We start from the raw sequence: 16,590 nt of genomic DNA, 5'->3' as shown, positions 1-16,590 counted from the left end.
GAGGGGCTAAGCCCCTCAATGTCTTGTAGGGCACTTATACTTTCGGGCGTCCCACACAATAATAGTCCATGCCGCTCTCGGCCATGTGTTGGGGTTCATAGAGGTTACGGCCATCAAAAATAACCGGATTAGTTAACGCCTTGGTAACGGCCTTAGCATCAATGGCCTTAAATTGCTGCCACTCGGTAGCGATAATCAGGGCATCTGCCCCAGATAACGCAACTTCCTTAGTGCCGCAGAGTTGCATGTCTTCGCGCACACCGTATATCCGTTGGCACTCCTCCATTGCCTGAGGATCAAAGGCTTGAACCTTTGCCCCGAGCTGCCAGAGTTGTTCCATCAAGGTACGGCTGGGCGCTTCGCGCATGTCATCGGTATTGGGTTTAAAGGCAAGCCCCCACAAAGCAAAGGTTTTTCCTTTCAGGTCCTCGCCAAAATGCTCTGTGATTTTTTGTAGCAGGTAGCTTTTTTGGGTTTGGTTACGCTCCTCCACAGCATTCAAAATACCCGGGGATACCCCCATTTGAGTTGCTGTAGAAATCAATGCTTTCACATCTTTCGGAAAGCATGAACCGCCGTAACCGATACCGGCGTAGATAAACTGGTAGCCAATGCGAGGGTCAGAGCCAATACCCTGGCGTACCTGCTCGATGTCTGCGCCCACATGATCGGCGATTTGTGCCATCTCATTCATAAAACTGATTTTGGTGGCCAGCATGCAGTTAGCGGCGTATTTGGCCAGCTCCGCACTGCGAACATCCATGGTGATGATTTTTTCATGGTTTCGGTTAAATGGCGCATAGAGCTGACGCAGTGCATTCTCTGCGGAGGTGCTGCGAGTACCAATAATGATGCGATCTGGTCGCATGCAATCGCTCACTGCAGAGCCTTCTTTAAGGAATTCTGGGTTTGAAACGACGTCGAAAGGGATATCTTCGGTATTACGCGCAGCCAGTCGATCAGCAATGGCCTTACTCACTAAATCTGCAGTGCCCACGGGAACTGTAGATTTATTGACGATCACCTTGGTTTCGCTCATATAAGTGGCGATAGATTCGGCCACTGCCAGCACATGGCGAAGGTCGGCTGAGCCGTCTTCGTCAGGAGGGGTTCCGACGGCGATAAAGATGACTTCCCCGTGCTCTACGCCCTGTGACGCATCAGTGCTGAAATTCAGTGTTCTATTTTTTAAGTTGCGCTCAATCAGCGGGGATAGGCCAGGTTCATAGATAGGGATGATCCCTTTTTTCAGATCTTCGACTTTCTTCTCATCGATATCAATGCACAAAATATTGTGGCCAACTTCAGCCAAAACTGCGGCCTGAACCAAGCCGACGTAACCGCTGCCAAATACCGTTACATTCATGAGTATCCCATTACCTGTCACTGGAGGGGCTGTGCCGCCCAAAAATATGCGCGCTAGTGTACCAGATATTGCCCTTAGGCCTTGGGGCGCAATTGGCATATCCCGTGCTCTCATATTCGCCGACAAGTGGGCAATAAGCTATGCTTGCGGCCTTTTACTGGCAGGGGTTCATTGGCTTTGCAGCTGAAGGTATGGCGTTTTCTCGATGGTAACCGGGCGCATGAGAAACAGAGTGCAGCGTTGGTTTGTGGCCTGGGTAAAAGTTTTGCTGGGCAGGTACAGAGTTTTGATATCCCCGCAGAGTTGAGCGCTTTGCGCATTTTCCTGGGGCGGACACAACAACTCGATCAGTTGCCTAAACCGGATTTCCTAATTGGAACCGGCCGCAAGAGCCGTATGCCGATGTTGGCCGCGCGCCGCCGTTACGGTGGTCGCGCAGTGTCGATAAATCGTCCGCAGCTACCTTTTGGCTGGTTTGATTTTGCAATTGTGCCGGAGCACGATCGGCCACCACCTCTGGAGAACATTATCCTAAGCCAGGGTGCCCTAACGGAGCCTCTACCCGATATTGGCCCTCAGGCTGGGAAGGGGTTAATTTTGCTCGGTGGACCGAGTAAACACTATTCCTGGGATCTTCAGGCTATCCGGGCACAGATAGAGCCATTGATAAGACAACCTCTTGATTGGCAGATTTCCAATAGCCGCCGAACGCCAGGGAGTACATTGGAAGCCTTGTCCGAGGGCAATGCCCGCTTTATCGATTGGCGCTCATGTCCTCCCGGTTGGATTCAGGAGCAGATGGCCACGACTGAGCAGATTTGGGTGAGCGAAGATAGTGTTTCCATGCTGTTTGAGTCCTTACAGAGCCGCGCGAGGGTGGGGGTAATTCGGGTTCCCGGCCGGGATAAGTCCAATAAGGTCCGAGCTGCGGTGCAGAGGTTGATCGATCAGGGGGTCGTCAGTGAACACCTGGAAGAAGTGTTAGCGCAGCCGCCTCGCCAGCCTCTGGATCAGTACCTTTTATGTGCCAGGGCACTATTGCGCCGTTGTGGGCTATTGGCCAATTAGCCTTTCAGGCCGCGGGCTTCAAACTTTCGCCAGGGTATCTTCTTGTCGGAGACTTCCCATTCCACGCGCAACCACATACGTTGGATACGGCGGTGGATATAACGCCTGGCAAAGAAACTGGAAAATTTCGGTAGTGGCAGGAACGAGGCGCAGCCCAGGCCATCGATAAGATAAATCTGCAAACGCCCGTTTTCTCGGCGTAAGACTAGGTTGTGCGCGATCAGGTTTTTGGTCAGTACACCGTATTCCAAGAGCCAACTGGCAAACTCTTGTAGTGCAATACGCACCTCTTCATCCAGGCCGTGTTTGTTTAAATATTGGCGTAGGGTAGGTGCCGGAGTTCCGCTTTCATCTAAGATCATATCGGTCACTGCGGCGGGGCCGAGGCTGGTCTGCTGGATTCCATACCAGCGGGGTAGGTGCTGCCACAGTCCGGCGCTACCCCGTTGAAGGGCACTTTGGCTATAGCCCTCCTGCTCACGTAAGTTATCGTCAAAGCTATCCAGGCCGCGTCCACGCTTATACCAGGGGGCCCTATCCAATAGTATTTGAGTGCGTCCAGGGCGCATCACTTTGACGCACAAGTGAGGCTCCTGCGGATGCTGATAGCAAAAGCGATTGCCTCCACTGGCGAAGGGTTCACGATTGTTCAAATCTATCATGGCGCCATATTTCTCTTATTGTTGTTAAGCATAGTGCGATAGATTTCCATGGTGTGGGCGGCTTGTCGCTCTAAGGTAAAGGCTTCTGTGAGCTGGGGTCTTTGTTGAGGAGTGTCTAGTATCTCCAGGGTCTTCTTGAGGAGCATTTGTCGGTCCCCTTTATTGACCAGTCCCCGTGGGAAGCAGGCTTGCAGGGATTCAGCCGGGCCGCCGATATCATAACCAATAATCGGTGTGCCTATTGCGGCGGCCTCGATAACGGTGCGGCCAAATGGCTCCGGGCGTTGTGAGAGATTGAAAACCAAATCGGACTGCTTGTACCAGTAGCGAATATCAGAGCGATGCCCAACAAAGCTGACACGATCCTCTATCCCCAGATTTCGTACTTTTTCTTTTAGTTCTTCTTCGTAATGGGCTTTATTCGCTTCGCTGCCACCGAGGATTACTCCATGAATATGGGGGTCTAAGGGGACGAGTTTAGCAATTAGCTCAATAAAATCTTCCTGACCTTTCCAGCGGGTCAAGCGTCCCGGCAATAACAACCAGCGTTTCCCTTGGAGCTGTGGAAACTCCTTACAAGTCCGCTCCATCCAGTCAGCTGGGAGACAAATTTGGGGGTGAAACTCTTTGGTATCGACCCCGCGATAGACAATCTGAGGGGGCCTCTGTAGGTCATTAGGGTAGTTCTCCAGCAGGTAATCGTTTACGCACTGTGAGATAGCGATAACCTGCTCGGTTTTTGCCATGATCGCACTGTAGCGGTTGGTCGAGTAGAGCCCGTGCGCTGTGCTCAGCAGCCGGGGACGTTTGTCCACGGGCATTTTTTTCCAGGCCAGGTAAGTAAGCCAGGCGGGCACCCGGGAGCGAACGTGCAAGATATCTGCATTTAATTTCTGCAGCAGATTACGCAAAGGGCGCACTTGTAGCAGGCTGGTGAGGGACTTTTTATGGATTGGCAGGGTGATATGCTGTGAGCCTTCATGCTGTAGCTGCTCCACCATACGGCCGCCACTGGAAATGACAATGGATTCATGGCCGGCATGGACCAGTGCACGGGCAAAATCCAGGGTTCCCCGCTCAACTCCGCCCGAGTTTAAGGCGGGCAGTAGTTGCACAACTTTCAAGTGACCAGCTCCGAGTGACCAAGAAGAAAATGTTCTGCCAATGATATGATGGCCAGGTTTTGGCTTCCTGGCAGGGATCTCATTATATGCAGTGAAGCCTGAACCAGTACAGCTGGTGGTACGCCTTACCAGTATTTGTTTTCTCCCCGTGAAGCACTTTTGTCGATGCGAGTTCTGTATAACGTTATTTTTCGAGCGGCGATGCCACTTATTTTGCTGCGTCTGTGGTGGCGTGGCCGCAGCCAGCCCGAGTATCGGCTGCGCCTGGCTGAGCGCCTGGGAAAAGTGCCGAAGCGCCTTAGTTCTGCGCCTTTACTCTGGGTGCACTCAGTGTCTGTGGGGGAAACGCTGGCGGCGATACCGGTGATTACCCAGCTGGCGGCTCGCTACCCTCAGTGGCAGTGGCTGGTGACGACGAGCACCCCCACAGGTTCTGAGCGGGTGACTGAGGCGCTGCGCCCTATTCTTGGCGGCCGTTTACTGCATTACTACCTGCCTTACGACCTGCCAGAGTGTCTGACGCCATTCCTGCAGGCTTTACGTCCGAATATGCTTGTCATTGTGGAAACTGAATTGTGGCCGAATCTCCTGCACTTTTGCAGAAAGCGCAATATACCGACGCTGCTGGCCAACGCCCGGCTCAGCGAGAAATCTGCGCGCGGCTATGGAAAGTTTCCAAGATTTACCCAATCAATGCTGGCAAATCTGGATAAGGTCGTCGCTCAGTATGATGTGGATGCTCAACGCTTTGTAGAGTTGGGCTTGCCGGCGCCGCGGGTGCTGGCCAGTGGCAATATCAAGTTCGATCTGGATATCGGTTTAGGGTTGGTCAGTGAGGCCCAGGCCCTGGCCCACCAGTGGCGTGGATCTGAGGGGCGCAAGGTGTGGCTGGCTGCCAGTACCCATGCCGGTGAGGATGAAATTATTCTGGATGCCTATCGGGCATTGCTAAAGACCAGTGAAAATTTGCTGTTGGTGTTGGTTCCCCGACACCCACAGCGCTTTGAAAGTGTTGCACGGCTCTGTCAGGAAAGGGGCTTCCAGGTGGTTAGGCGCAGTGAAGGGCGGGCGCCATCTGTCTGTGATCAAATACTCCTGGGGGATACGATGGGAGAGCTGCTGCGCTTCTTTGGCGCGAGTGATATGGCCTTTGTGGGTGGCAGCCTGGTTCCTGTGGGCGGACACAATATGATTGAGCCAGCAGCCTGGGGGGTCCCGGTGGTATGCGGACCTTTCCTGCATAACTTTTCCACCGTTGCCCAATTGCTAAAGGACGCTGGCGGCATGGTGATTGCCGAAGATGCAGTGAGCATAGCTGAACAGCTGGATCTTTGGTTGAAAAATGATCGCCAACGTATGGCTGCAGGGCAGAATGCCAGAGTGGTGGCACAGGAAAATAGTGGCGCTTTAGGACGTCTGCTGGATGAAATTGAGAGTCTGATGCCTGATTTGAAAGATCAGTGAGTGGATCAGAGTCCACTCACTGATAGAGGTACTACTGATAAATATGCGCTTACTTAGAAGGCGCTGGTGTACCGGGAGGACTGGACTCGCCTACGCGGAACACATTGTGTGCTGGATTCAGCATACTATCCAATTCTTGCAGATCCTTTGGCGACAATAGCCCCGCCACCAACTTGAGGTTCAGGCTGTTGATGATGTAGTCGTAGAGGGCGTTGGCATAATCCGTCTGAGACTGGAACAGGGTCCGTTGGGCCAATAACACATCGACGATATTACGTGTGCCCACCTCATAGCCGGCCTGGGTGGCATCCAGTGCACTCTTGGCGGAGACCACCGCCTGTTGCCGCGCCGCCACCCGGGAAACATCGGTCACTACCGCACGGTGTAAGGTACGGGTGGACTGGATGGTGTTGCGCTCGGTTAGGTTGCGCAGATCCTGGGCCTGGAAGGACAGGTTGCGCGCCTCGCGGCGATTGGCGCTAATCAGGCCACCGGTGTAAATGGGAATATCTAAGGTAATCGCGGCGGTAGTATCGCGAAAATCCTGATCTCGTGGAAATACCGTAGATCGATTCCGCTCCCTAAAAGGTTCATCAAATAAAAATCTAGTTCTTTGATCACCTTCCGAGGTGAACTTATTGTACGAGACAGAGCCTGTAAGCGTAGGCAGATGCTGGCTGGCGGCAGAGCGAGCATTGTAGCGGGCTGCCTCGGCGTTTAGTCTTGCGGCTTTTAGGGTAAAGTTATTTGCCAGGGCGAAATCGACCCAGTCGGCTCGATCTGACGGTACTGGCGGCGCTACCTGAAAGCTCTCTATCAAAGGGGCTACCTCATCGTGATAGCCACCGGTCAGTACCGAGAGGGCGTCAAAGGAAGAGAGTAAGTTATCCTGTTCCGTTAAGCGGCGGGCAACCGAGCTATCGAAAGCCGCTTGGGAATCATAGACGTCGGTGATTGCCGTCAGCCCCACCTCGAAACGCTGCTGGGTTTGTTCCAGCTGCTTTGCTAGAGCTTTTTCTTCAGAGACGGCCGCTTCCAGTACATCATAGGCGCGCAATACATCGAAGTAGGCAGTGGCTACGCGGATCATCATATCCTGCTGGTTGGCGCTGTACTCTGCCGTAGCCTGTTCGGTTAGTTTCTTACCTTGCTGATAGCCAAACCAGGCGGGGGCATCAAATATCGCCTGGCTAAGGCTCGCATTATATGTTCTGTCGTCAAAAGTACCTGTATCCCGTTGGAGGAAATCGACCAATTCAAGATTGTTGTCGTCGTTTTCATCAACAGGTTCTGAATTTCCAAATTGCCTGAACTCGTGATTTCTTGCCGCCTGGATCTGTGCATTCACCTGCGGCAACAAGGGCGCACGCAGCTGATTTTTTGCCTCAATTCCAGCATGGTAGGCGGCGCGGTCTGCAGCCAGCTGGGGATCGTTATCCAGCGCCTGCATATAAATATCCCACAGGGTGTCGGCCTGGGCCTGCATGGCGCCGAAGCCCAGCAGGGTGGCGGCGATTAGTTTCTTCAGTGGACGCAACTGGCGGCCTTTCGGCGCTTTGCGGTTACTTCTTTTCATCTGTTTCAACTTCCTGTGGCGGGTGCGGTCTTCAAGCTTCTGTCAGTTCTCTGGAGCGGCACTCGAGTTTTGGTTCTCGGTGGGTTCCCTTGGCTCGCATGGTCCGATGTTGCTGCCAGTCTCCCCAATTAGCAGTCGCGAGAGTGTACCCGCGGCCAGTCTAAGCGTCGAGGCGACGCTTTCGGCTTTTTGGTATATCTTCGTTAAACCGACGCGAATGTGCGTTTACCGGTATCTGCCTGGCAGTATCAGGGCAGCATTGAATAGGGCAATGCCCCTACATTGCAATAGACGCGCCATGGAAGTATTTGGATGCGGCAAAAATTGTGCAGAATAAGGCAAGGACCTCTGGCACATGGATCAGCTGCGCATCAAAGAGCCAATACCCTGGCAGCGTGCCTGCCACGAGTGCGACCTGTTATTGACCGGCAGTGTGGCACCGCCCGGTCAAAAGCTGGTTTGTCCCCGGTGTCGCTGCACGTTGCACCGCAATAGTAATCACAGTGTCTATTACACTATTGCCCTGAGTCTCACCGGGCTGTTGTTATTTATTCCCTCTGCCAGCCTGCCATTACTCAAATTCTCAATTTTCTCTTTTGGTGCCGATAATACCCTATTGAACGGGGTTCACTCTCTATACAAAGCAGGATTTATCTGGCTGGCGTCTCTGGTTTTATTTTGCAGCGTGCTGGCGCCCCTGGGCAAATTTCTGTTGTTGTTATTTATTTGCTGTGGCAGTGCCTGGAGACTTTTGGATCGCGCGGTTGCCTTTGCCGTGCGCTGGTATCAACACATCAAAGAGTGGGGCATGCTGGATGTCTATATGCTGGGTATTCTGGTGGCATTAATTAAATTGAGAGACCTGGGCAAAATGGATGTGGAGCCTGGGCTCTACTGCTTTGGTGCCATGATGTTAGTGGCAAACCTCTCCTCTCTTAGTTTCGACCAAAATGCCATTTGGCAGCGAATTGCGCTGCGGCGTGTCCTGCGTGAGGCGGCCACATGAGTGCCCCGCAGAAAGCCCTCCAAAATGGAATGAGCAGCTGTTTGAGCTGTCACCAGCTGATTATTTTACCGGCCCGGGGAGGGCGCTGCCGCTGCCCTCGTTGTGGTGCGAGTGTCTATGGACGCATTGATGGCAGTTTGATGCTTACCTGGGCACTGACAATCACCGGTGCCTTGTTGTTACTACCAGCAAATATCCTGCCGATTATGAGTGTTGTTTACCTTGGCGCCGGTGAACCCAGCACAATTATCAGCGGTGTTATGCAACTGTATAACAGCGGTATGTGGGGCATCGCTCTCATTGTCTTTGTGGCCAGTATCGCCGTGCCGGTAATGAAGCTACTGGGATTGGTACTGCTCTTGGTACAGATCCAATTGCGATTGCATTTTGTGCCCTCTCAGGCAATGAAAATATATCGGGTGGTTTCCGGAATCGGGCGTTGGTCGCTGCTGGACCTGTTTATGATTTCTATTCTTGCGGCGCTGGTGGACATGGGATTTATCGCCCGAGTGGAAGCAGGGCCGGGCAGTACCGCTTTTGCCTCGGTGGTGGTGGTCACCATGATGGCGGCGCGTTCTTTCGATCCGCGCCTAATATGGGATGCCCATGATGGCGATCTGTATGCAACCGCAGTAGAGCCGGAAACGGCTCACAGGAGTGCGGCGGAGAATGGCTGACAATACGCCAGTGGATAATGACACCATAGAACCCAGCGCCTATGAAGGTCCTCAGCGGGGACAAGTGCGCAGGAGTCGCGGCCTGCCGCTTGTGTGGATATTGCCCCTGGTAGCGGGTTTGATTGCCGCCTGGTTACTTTACCAGGATATGGCTGAGGGAGATGTGCACGCGAGCATCCTGTTTCACTCCGGCGATGGTCTGGTGAAAGGCAAAACGGTGGTGAAATATTCCGGTGTGGATATCGGCATAGTGCAGGATGTGCGGCTGGTACCCAATGCCAAAGAATTAAATGGTGCCGACGGTGTTTTGGCTGAAGTCAGTCTTAACCGCAGTGCCGAGTACCTGCTGGTCGAGGGCACCGAGTTTTGGGTGGTGAAGCCGGAGCTCTCCATTACCGGTATCAGCGGATTGGAGACTTTGCTATCGGGTAATTACATTGCGGTGGAGTCCGGCAGTGGCAAGCGTAAGCGGGAGTTTGTCGCTCTGGATCGTCCACCGGCATTTATACGCGGCGACGGTTTACGCGTGGTACTGAAATCCCGCCGCCTCGGCTCCCTCAGCCGGGGCTCACCGGTGTACTACCGTCAGTTACGTGTGGGGCAGGTGGCCGATTACAGTCTCGACGAAAATGGCAGAGAAGTCAGTATCGAATTATTTATCCGGCGCGAGTACGGCTATTTGGTACATCGTGGCAGTCGCTTTTGGAATAGTTCCGGGATTTCGATTGAAGGAGGGATCAGCGGTATCAGTATCAATCTGGAATCTCTCGCCGCTCTTTTTGCCGGTGGTGTCAGTTTTTACACGCCGGAATCCCAGCGCCAGTCGCCATTGGCGGTCAATGGCACAGAATTTAAATTATATAAAAACTTCGCTGCCGCAGATGCGGGCATTGCCGTCACTTTAAATTTTGACCGAGGTGTCGATGTGACACCCGGTAGTACCAAGGTGTATTACCAGGGCATCAAAGTGGGTGAGGTTAGTCGCGCTAAAGCCAACAAGAGTATGAATGGAATGGAAGTGCGTGTCTTGATGGACCCGGCGACCGATGACCTGCTCAGTGAAAATACTCGCTTCTGGTTGGCGCCGCCCACTTTTGATTTTAGCGGCGGCTTGAATGAATTAATTCAGGGTAACCGTATCGAGGTAGATCTGCGCCGGGGGAAGCGTTCTCAGCGCACTTTTTCCGCGCGCGCTTCGGCACCACAAATGGACCCTAGGGTCCCTGGACTGCATTTACGCCTCACTTCCCGCAACCCGGGCTCACTGCAGCGCGGTGCCCCCGTATATTTTCGCCGAATCGAAGTGGGCAAGGTACAGGGGATGGAATTGCGCAGAGATGGCGAAGGCGTAGAAGTGTATGTGGTGATTGAACCGCGCTATGCACACCTGGTTAGGCCAGGTGCCCGCTTTTGGAATATCAGTGGATTGCGCGCTAGTGCGAGCCTGAGCAGTGGCATCAAAATACAGGCGGATTCGTTGATGTCTTTGTTGCGTGGTGGTGTTGCTTTTGGCATCCGGGGTGGGGAGTACGAAAAGGGTGGACCTGCGCAAAATGGCGATCAGTTTCCTCTGTATCGCAGTCGCGAAGCGGCGATGGAAGAGGGGATTGAAATCAGTATTAATTTACCCAGCGCTGAGGGGCTTAAGGAAGGGGCTCCGTTGCGTTACAAAGGTGTGCAAATTGGAGAAATAACCCGCTTGCGCCTCGGCAGGGATCTTGGTGAAGTTCAGGCACGAGCAAAGCTCTACCATCGCGGTGGCAATTTTGCCCGTGCCGGCACTCGTATCTGGGTGGTGTCCCCGCAGATTGGTATCAGTAAAGTCGCGCACCTGGACACACTGATTACCGGCCGCTACCTCGCCCTGGAGCCCGGCGGCGGGCCGCCGGAGACAGAGTTCTACGCCGAGCTTCAGGCCCCGAAGGAGGATCTTGCCGAAACTATGAGTCGACCCGGCCTGACGGTAATACTCGATGCAGCCAGGCGCGGTTCTCTGGTGGCCGGCAGCCCCGTTTATTATCGGCAGGTGCAAGTGGGGGAGGTTACTGGCTTTGAGCTGGGAGAGTGGGCGGACCGGGTATATATCTTTGTGCACATCGAGCCAGAGTATCGCCCGTTGGTGCGTGAGCATACGGTTTTTTGGAACGCCAGTGGTGTGGATGTGAATTTTGGGCTGAAAAGTGGTCTTAATGTTAATACTGAGTCTGCTCAGGCTCTAATTAAAGGGGGCATTGCTTTCGCCACGCCCGAGCCGCCATTTATGGGGTTCGAAGTGGAATCCGGTAGCCACTTTCCACTCTACCCACGGGCGGAACCCAAGTGGTATAAGTGGAGCCCCAAAATAGAGCTTTATAATTATTCGGAACCGGTCAAATAAATAACAAGGTAAGGAGCATTTATGCGTTATATAACCATGGGATTAATGACTCTGCTGTTCTTGGCCGGGTGCCAGGAAATGCAAGTGGAGCGGGTGAGTACGGGGGCTCAACCGGTGGCTTTTTCTACCTATAAATGGGGAGTGACGCCACTCAATGATGCGGATGCCTCAGCACAATTGGTAGAGCTAGACGAGGAGATGCGCAACTCAGTGGCGGCGCAATTACAGCAGCGCGGCTATCGAGAGGTGGCCCAGGACCAGAATGCAGATATGGTCGTGGATTATCAGGTGGCTGTGGTTGATGAATTTTTTTCCGGCGATACACGAGACCCAAGCTGGGACAAGCAGTTTGATAGCAATGCACCCCAGGATGTCGTGGAGCTGCCGCCGCTCACCGATGCTCCGCTGGTGATTATGAGCGTGGGGATTGGTCGCCCCGACGGCGCGATAATTTGGGGGGGCAGGGCCAGTGAACTCCTGACTCGCCCAGACAGTATTGAGCAGCGCCAGCGTCTGATCTCACGGGGCGTGTATGAGTTGTTGAGGGATTTGCCTCAGGCCTACCAGTAAACTGAAAAATTATCGGCGCTTTATAATCCCTCCAACTGACTCCTCATCGCCGGCCGTTGGCCGGCGAAACCCCTCAAATATCAGAAAACTACCAGTTACTATTTTTTACTGGCCTGTTTTTTTACGGTCCGCACAGGCAGGGCTGCAAAAAATACTTTGAAGGCAGTCTGCAATTTTTGCTAAGGGCTAGGGGCGCCCACGTTGCATCAGGGTGTTGTAGAGCTCAATGTAGGAGTCCACGATAAACTGCTTCGAGTAGCCATTCGCATACACTTCCGCAGCATTCTCGATCAGGCTCTGGCGCAACTCTGGATTATCCAGCACGGAGCGGATGGCTTTGGCCAGGGCATCAGCATCATCGATAGGAGTGATCAGGCCGCTATGACCATCGCTGATGACTTCCCCCGGGCCTTGGGAATTGGTGGCGACAATGGGGCAGCGGTGTGCCCATGACTCCATCACAATTGAACCCAGCCCTTCGTGCCGTGACGGGCATACGAACAAATCTGCGGTGCGCATCAGGGTGGTAACGTCGTTGCGCCAACCGAGGAAGCGTACGCGTTGGTCCAGGCCGAGTTTATGGCATAGGGCTTTCAGGTTGGCCTCTTCTGGACCTGCACCGGCGAGCCACAGGGTAGCATTGGGTATTTGCGCTAGAGAGTGCAGCAGGACATCAAAACCTTTGTTGACGTGCAGGCGGCCCGCAGCGAGGATGAGGGGCTTGTCTTCCGGCGTATCGAAACTGTTGCGTGGTAGCGGTTCTACCGGAGTTTCATCGGCAAAATTGGGGATATGAAAAATCCTCTCCCTGGGAATACCACCATCAACCATATGCTGGCAAATACCCTTGCTGATACCGATCCAATAATCCGCGTGCCGATAGTACTTCAGGTTGTAGTAATGGCCGAGCCGGCTGACCAGTAGATAGTTTTTTGAGTTGGGAGTGATAATAGTGGCACGCCCCATCCAGGTCATAACGATGTCCGGCTGCCAGTTATTCAGTGCCTCGCGATAAACTCTGCGGCCTAGAAAATCCAGTTTGCCACCAAACTTAAAACCTTCGGTTTCAACCCCATTGTTACGCAGCGCTTGCACACGGTGATCGTGGTTGCGGATAAAGGCTTTCTCATTAATCTCAGTGCGCGGGTTCAAACCGCTCACCAGGCGCACGAAAAAATTTTCCGCACCGCCGTGCTCGGCACCGGCGAGGACCTGCGCCACTCGAATTGGCTTGTTACTCATAAATCCAACGTATTCTGTGTAATTCTTCCGGTGGCCCGTTATTTCAGCGAGCCATTCAGGTTGATATCGCGGGCCCAGGCGTAGTCGTGACTAAAGGGTTGCAGGCTGGTGGCCTCAACAATGTATTGGGCGTAAAGTTTCGAGTTCATTTCGGTGTGGAAAAACTCCCGGGCTTTAGCTGCCCAAGCACGGCGCTTGGCATCGTCGCTATGGAACTCGCGGATTTTTTCCAACAGGTCCTGCTCATCAGAAAAGTAAACCACGCTCTCTGGGGGTAATAGTTCGTCGAAGTGCAGCTTGTCACTGGTGAATTGCAAAATACCATTACCGGCAAGCTGGGCCATTCGCGCAGAAGAGTACCAATAATGGGTGTCTTGGCGATTAAAATTTAGTCCCATTTTAGTTTGCGCGAGTGCGCGATCGTAGTCTCGTCCCCATACTGGTGCTTCACCAAAGCTGCCGTAGGTTTTGAAGTTCAGTGAATCTCCCAGGGTATCCTTGAGATTTTTCACCATTTGCAAGCGCTTGGTGAAATCATTGCTGTTGCTACAAAACAGCAGATCAATAGACAGATCAGTGCGTTCGGCATTATTGAGGTTTTCGATAGAGGGTTCGACCGGGTTGGGCATATGGTAAACCCGGGCGTTAATGCCCTCAAAAATACTCAGTTCGCGACGGCCGGTGGAGACGAAGATGGCATCGGCCACTTCGGCGCGGTGTTTGATACGCTCAACATTGCTGGGCACGAACAGTGGATCGTTATTACAGTGTGCGATTAGGCAATTGGGCTGTTGTTGCTTGATCGCCTTCAGGGTGTCGTTACTGATCATGTCGCAGTGGCCGGCGATGATCAGGTCGGGCTCAAATGCTTCAACCGTTTCTAACAGGCGGCGATTGGCTTTGCTCACCCCCAGGTCGCGGATTCCGAAGGGCGCTTCGAAAGCTGCCACATCCCGGTCGCTGAACACCTGCGTATAGTGATCGTTTTTGATCAGGCCAAAAGTCAGTTTCTGCGCCCAGCTAACCCGCGTCTTACCGTAACGGCGCAGTTGTTGGTAGGCGATATTGAGCACTCTCATGGTGGTGCGGTCTCTAAAAAAATCCAGGAAGATATTACGTATGGCCGCTTGCTAGAGGGGCTGGTACGGTGGGCGCAGAGTATAACAGCTGCATCCCGCTCATATAGTGTTCGAGTATGCAGACCCCACTCGCGCAGAAGGTCAGCGAACTAATGTCAAAAATGAAGAGTCAAAAGGGGTTGTCCCCAGAGTTTTCCGCAGATTCTGTAGAAGTTGTTTCCAGGGAAACGGTTTATAAGGGATTTTTTTCCATGTTGCGGCTACGGCTGCGCCATCGCCTTTTTCGTGGTGGCTGGAGTGAAATCTTTACCCGGGAGCTGTTTGTACGCGGTCCGGCAGTAGGGGTATTGCTCTACGACCCTGAGCGAGACCTTGTTGCGCTTACCGAACAGTTTCGTATTGGCGCCCTAGAGCGGCCGGCAGGCCCCTGGTGTCTGGAAGTGGTTGCCGGCATGGTGGAAGCCGGGGAAGACCTAAAAGATGTAGCTCGGCGTGAAGTATTGGAGGAAGCGGGGCTCAAAGTACAGGAGTTGCACTTTATCCACAGTTATATGCCCAGTGTTGGCGGAAGCTCCGAACGGCTACATCTGTACTGTGCGCTGGTGGACTTGAACTGTGCGGAAGGTTACTTTGGTTTGGAGCAGGAAAACGAAGATATCCGCTTGCGGGTGTTTTCCAGGGACTCGGTACTCGCCGCCATGGCGGGGGACTATGCTCCAGGAGAGAACCCTATCGATAATTCGGCCACCATTATTTGTATGCAGTGGCTGCAGTTGAACCGGGCAAAATTAACAAAACACAGGCCAACTGCCTGACCGTCACTTGCGTTACGCAATGTTACCTGCGTATAGAGCAAACTGAGATCTGAGTCACGGCGGCCAATGAATTGGAGTGTTGATAATGGCTCTACTGGAAGAAGCGAAGGCGCGGCAGCACAGGAAGTTGAAAATGTCGCCAAATGGCAACGCTAGGGCGGTGTATCGAGTCGATCTACCGTCTTATCATGCCGATTGTGACGCCAACTACCTGCGCTTGAGCAAATTGTTGCCTGAGCTTTCACAAAGAGCGCTTTGGCGCTACCAGTTGCCGGGCGGCACTCTGGTGTTGAGAGTAGTGGAGCGCTCCAGATATACCACGGAGGTGTCTCTGGCGGCGGAGGTAAATCTTAACGAGTGCCAATGGCTGGAACCTCCCGACTTGACTGTACGCCTCTACCACGATGCGTGTATGGCGGAGGTGATTAAAGCCAATGGTCGCGGGCCGGTGGGTGGTAAAGGAGTGGATACCGCCTATCCCAATCCCCGTATGCAGCATGCAGATGAGAGACCCCAAGCCAATCGCTTCCTTGGTGAATGGTTGGAGTACTGTCTTGCAAATGGTCGTGCAGAATTTGAACTGGTGTTGGATGGCCAGAAATTTTAATTCTGCTGCAGAACACACGGATGTGAACACAAGGTGAGCAAGTGATTCGCGAGCACAACAAGTCGGATTCACCCCTGGGGGTGACTTCGCACCGTCTTATCCAGATCACAGATCCACATATCGGCAGCAGGCCCGATTATCAATTATTGGGTCTGGATACCGGCCACACCCTCGATGAAGTTTTGACCTCTCTCCAAAGCCGGCAGCCCCATGCCCGGGCTCTGGTCGCCACTGGCGATATCAGCGCCAATGGTTCTGAGGCTTCCTACTGCCGGTTCTTAGAAAAGACCCGCATACTTTCCATGCCCTGGTACTGGCTGCCCGGCAATCACGATGTGAGTACCCGCATGAAAAAACTGGCCCCCAACCGCTGTATCGATTTGGTCTCCTTGGGGGATTGGCGCCTGCTGCTGTTGGATACCAGTGTGACAGGGCAGATTTGTGGCGGCTTAGACAGCGCGAAACTGGAGCGCCTTCAGATGCTCCTTTGGGAGACTCGCGATCACCCGGTGATTATTATGATGCATCACCAGCCGGTCCCTGTGGGGAGTAAGTGGATTGATGGCCATATGCTGCGCGAAGGCTGTGAGACATTTTTGCATATAGTTGATCAGGCCCCCCAGGTAAAAGCCTTGGTTTGGGGGCATGTACACCAGCAGTTTGACAGCAACCGAGGCCATCTCGGTCTGCATGCCACTCCCTCTACTTCGGTACAGTTTACTCCCGGCAGTGGCCCCTTCGCTGTCGACGAAGAGATGCCCGGCTACCGCTGGTTTGAACTGTATAGCGATGGCTCCTACGAAACCGGTGTGGAGCGGGTGGCTATCTCCAAGTATTGTGTCGATCTCGCCTCATCCGGTTATTGATTTAAGTCAAACCGCTGCGAATTCGCAGCGGTACTTTCACTAAAGCTCTCAAGTCTTCCTCCTTGCTATTGGCTCCCCAGTAAAGAATGTA

The 16,590-nt window shown here is 53.4% G+C and carries 15 protein-coding genes; 9 read left to right on the top strand and 6 right to left on the bottom strand.

What is annotated here, in order from left to right:
- Window positions 1–34 precede the first annotated feature (34 nt).
- Entirely contained in the window at window positions 35–1,366 is a 1,332-nt protein-coding gene (locus ACJJIB_RS20275; RefSeq protein ID WP_444887379.1) for a UDP-glucose dehydrogenase family protein, read from the bottom strand.
- A gap of 177 nt (window positions 1,367–1,543) precedes the next feature.
- Here ACJJIB_RS20275 and ACJJIB_RS20270 point away from each other — a divergent pair, with 177 nt between their 5' ends.
- A complete protein-coding gene (locus ACJJIB_RS20270; protein ID WP_444887378.1) occupies window positions 1,544–2,434 on the top strand; it encodes an ELM1/GtrOC1 family putative glycosyltransferase in 891 nt (296 codons plus the stop codon).
- On the opposite strand, the gene ACJJIB_RS20265 is transcribed toward ACJJIB_RS20270, so the two are convergent.
- Window positions 2,431–3,096 carry a YrbL family protein gene (locus tag ACJJIB_RS20265; RefSeq protein ID WP_444887377.1) on the bottom strand — a complete coding sequence of 222 codons (666 nt, stop codon included), beginning with the start codon at window positions 3,094–3,096 and terminating at the stop codon, window positions 2,431–2,433. The genes ACJJIB_RS20270 and ACJJIB_RS20265 overlap by 4 nt on opposite strands.
- Window positions 3,093–4,211, bottom strand: a complete 1,119-nt coding sequence (locus ACJJIB_RS20260; protein WP_444888951.1) for a glycosyltransferase family 4 protein — start codon at window positions 4,209–4,211, stop codon at window positions 3,093–3,095. Before ACJJIB_RS20260 ends, ACJJIB_RS20265 begins: the two co-directional genes overlap by 4 nt.
- A gap of 210 nt (window positions 4,212–4,421) precedes the next feature.
- On the opposite strand from ACJJIB_RS20260, the gene waaA reads away from it, so the two are divergent.
- Window positions 4,422–5,684, top strand: coding sequence for a lipid IV(A) 3-deoxy-D-manno-octulosonic acid transferase (waaA, locus tag ACJJIB_RS20255; protein ID WP_444887376.1), 1,263 nt, complete (start codon window positions 4,422–4,424; stop codon window positions 5,682–5,684).
- 49 nt (window positions 5,685–5,733) lie between these two features.
- On the opposite strand, the gene ACJJIB_RS20250 is transcribed toward waaA, so the two are convergent.
- Entirely contained in the window at window positions 5,734–7,260 is a 1,527-nt protein-coding gene (locus tag ACJJIB_RS20250) for a TolC family outer membrane protein (RefSeq protein WP_444887375.1), read from the bottom strand.
- 355 nt (window positions 7,261–7,615) lie between these two features.
- On the opposite strand from ACJJIB_RS20250, the gene ACJJIB_RS20245 reads away from it, so the two are divergent.
- The 4 genes from ACJJIB_RS20245 to ACJJIB_RS20230 are packed head-to-tail and all read left to right on the top strand — an operon-like array spanning window position 7,616 to window position 11,890.
- Window positions 7,616–8,266, top strand: coding sequence for a paraquat-inducible protein A (locus ACJJIB_RS20245; RefSeq protein WP_252083551.1), 651 nt, complete (start codon window positions 7,616–7,618; stop codon window positions 8,264–8,266).
- Entirely contained in the window at window positions 8,263–8,943 is a 681-nt protein-coding gene (locus ACJJIB_RS20240; RefSeq protein ID WP_252083550.1) for a paraquat-inducible protein A, read from the top strand. Before ACJJIB_RS20245 ends, ACJJIB_RS20240 begins: the two co-directional genes overlap by 4 nt.
- Window positions 8,936–11,320, top strand: a complete 2,385-nt coding sequence (locus tag ACJJIB_RS20235) for a PqiB family protein (protein ID WP_444882965.1) — start codon at window positions 8,936–8,938, stop codon at window positions 11,318–11,320. The genes ACJJIB_RS20240 and ACJJIB_RS20235 overlap by 8 nt, the downstream gene beginning before the upstream one ends.
- A gap of 21 nt (window positions 11,321–11,341) precedes the next feature.
- Complete coding sequence (locus ACJJIB_RS20230; RefSeq protein WP_252083548.1) at window positions 11,342–11,890, top strand: DUF4136 domain-containing protein; 549 nt, start codon at window positions 11,342–11,344, stop codon at window positions 11,888–11,890.
- Window positions 11,891–12,076: 186 nt separating this feature from the next.
- Here ACJJIB_RS20230 and ACJJIB_RS20225 read toward each other — a convergent pair whose 3' ends face one another.
- Both ACJJIB_RS20225 and ACJJIB_RS20220 read right to left on the bottom strand, forming a co-directional pair.
- Window positions 12,077–13,132 (bottom strand): glycosyltransferase, encoded by a 1,056-nt coding sequence (locus tag ACJJIB_RS20225; protein ID WP_444887374.1) that lies wholly within the window; start codon window positions 13,130–13,132, stop codon window positions 12,077–12,079.
- Window positions 13,133–13,170: 38 nt separating this feature from the next.
- Window positions 13,171–14,211, bottom strand: a complete 1,041-nt coding sequence (locus ACJJIB_RS20220; RefSeq protein ID WP_444887373.1) for a glycosyltransferase family protein — start codon at window positions 14,209–14,211, stop codon at window positions 13,171–13,173.
- A gap of 116 nt (window positions 14,212–14,327) precedes the next feature.
- On the opposite strand from ACJJIB_RS20220, the gene ACJJIB_RS20215 reads away from it, so the two are divergent.
- From ACJJIB_RS20215 to ACJJIB_RS20205, 3 genes are all read left to right on the top strand, one after another.
- Window positions 14,328–15,026 carry an NUDIX domain-containing protein gene (locus tag ACJJIB_RS20215; RefSeq protein ID WP_444882961.1) on the top strand — a complete coding sequence of 233 codons (699 nt, stop codon included), beginning with the start codon at window positions 14,328–14,330 and terminating at the stop codon, window positions 15,024–15,026.
- 85 nt (window positions 15,027–15,111) lie between these two features.
- The gene (locus tag ACJJIB_RS20210; RefSeq protein WP_444887372.1) at window positions 15,112–15,633 is read left to right on the top strand and encodes a DUF1249 domain-containing protein; all 522 of its coding nucleotides are present in this window, start codon (window positions 15,112–15,114) and stop codon (window positions 15,631–15,633) included.
- A gap of 41 nt (window positions 15,634–15,674) precedes the next feature.
- Window positions 15,675–16,499 carry a phosphodiesterase gene (locus tag ACJJIB_RS20205; RefSeq protein WP_444887371.1) on the top strand — a complete coding sequence of 275 codons (825 nt, stop codon included), beginning with the start codon at window positions 15,675–15,677 and terminating at the stop codon, window positions 16,497–16,499.
- Window positions 16,500–16,590: the final 91 nt, after the last annotated feature.

Source organism: Microbulbifer mixtoriginis (SeqCode) (assembly GCF_052467705.1).
The sequence above is the reverse complement of the archived record's forward strand: the minus strand, read 5'-3'. Positions and strand labels throughout refer to the sequence as shown.